The sequence below is a fragment of the Fodinibius halophilus genome (assembly GCF_011059105.1).
Classification (GTDB): Bacteria; Bacteroidota; Rhodothermia; order Balneolales; family Balneolaceae; genus Fodinibius; species Fodinibius halophilus.
Window position 1 is genome coordinate 1 of record NZ_JAALLS010000067.1, and the last position, 1,169, is coordinate 1,169.

2 protein-coding genes are annotated in these 1,169 nt (G+C 44.2%); both read left to right on the top strand.

The features are described 5' to 3' along the window. The coding region (locus G3569_RS18195; RefSeq protein ID WP_165271510.1) for a carboxypeptidase-like regulatory domain-containing protein at window positions 1-831 on the top strand (831 nt) is incomplete at its 5' end. 141 nt (window positions 832-972) lie between these two features. Beyond that, the coding region (locus G3569_RS18515) for a hypothetical protein (protein ID WP_205720291.1) at window positions 973-1,169 on the top strand (197 nt) is incomplete at its 3' end.

Below are 1,169 nucleotides of genomic sequence, written 5' to 3' on the forward strand. Positions count from 1 at the left end.
ACTCCGGCGCCTGCAGCTGTAGCGCCATCCGTTAGCCATACTATGATGCTTCGAATATTCTTTGCAATTTGTATTTCTTTAGTACTCATAAACTCTGCTTATGCTCAGCAGAGTAATTCCGACCTGCCTACAGGTGCAGTTCGAGGAATTGTAACCGACTCCACTGGCAAGCCATTATCGAACGTACACGTTTCGGCAGCATATTACGGAGATACAACTGACCGCAATGGAGAATTTCAGATCGATATGCTGGAGCCCGGTATCCACGTTGTCGAAGCATGGCGACGCGACTTAATCACTGAGAAACTTAATATTAAAATCGAGAAAAACACTAAAGAAGTTCAGCTTCGCATGCATCGGGCCACAGAAGCTTGTTGTATGCTAGATGGGCGCTGGGAAATCACACTGATTGTATACAATGACATGCGTAAGGATGCAAACAGTGAGGGCAAGGGGGTGAAGGGTACTATTTTATTCAGTCAAAATTACAAGATTCAGTTAGTATCAAAGCGGGGCCCTTCAGATCCAACTCTTGATGAGTTTGGTAAATACAATATTGATCTTACTTCCATACTTGGTAAAAATTTTACTAGTGCAACTACAAACACAATTTTCGCAGGTCCGGATAGCAGCGACATCCTTACAGAGGTTCATGGATATATCTCTTCGGCAAATGAAGTTCGAATTAACCTGATACCCCGAATGTCTCACGGCGGAATTAGTATGGAAGGAAAAATTACCGGAAATAAACTTATCAATGGTACATGGCACAAAAGGGATTTCGCGACTAAAGTTACTGGTCATTTCATTATGAAACGGCTCCCTAAATAAAATCACAAAAATTCATTACATCCGTAAGTATGGCTAACCCGCGCATTAAGCGGACGTGCCTCGCCCTACCCTGCCAATTTTTAGTTCCTCAATTTCTGTAGTACATTTTGTTTTAAATCAACGTTGGCCTACACGCAGCTTATGCGCAATGTCGTTATTTTGCCCGCCGGCCTTCACGGTTTGTCGGTAGGTATTGCCCGGTGGGTTGCTTCTCTACAATGGGCTAATAAGTCGGCAGGTTTGCCCCGGTTTTCCGGTTGCCACTTTTTGCGGGGCGAATCTGCACCAGTGCCCTTTTTAACATTCCGTATTGTTGCCCTCGTGGTTAGTAGCGTATT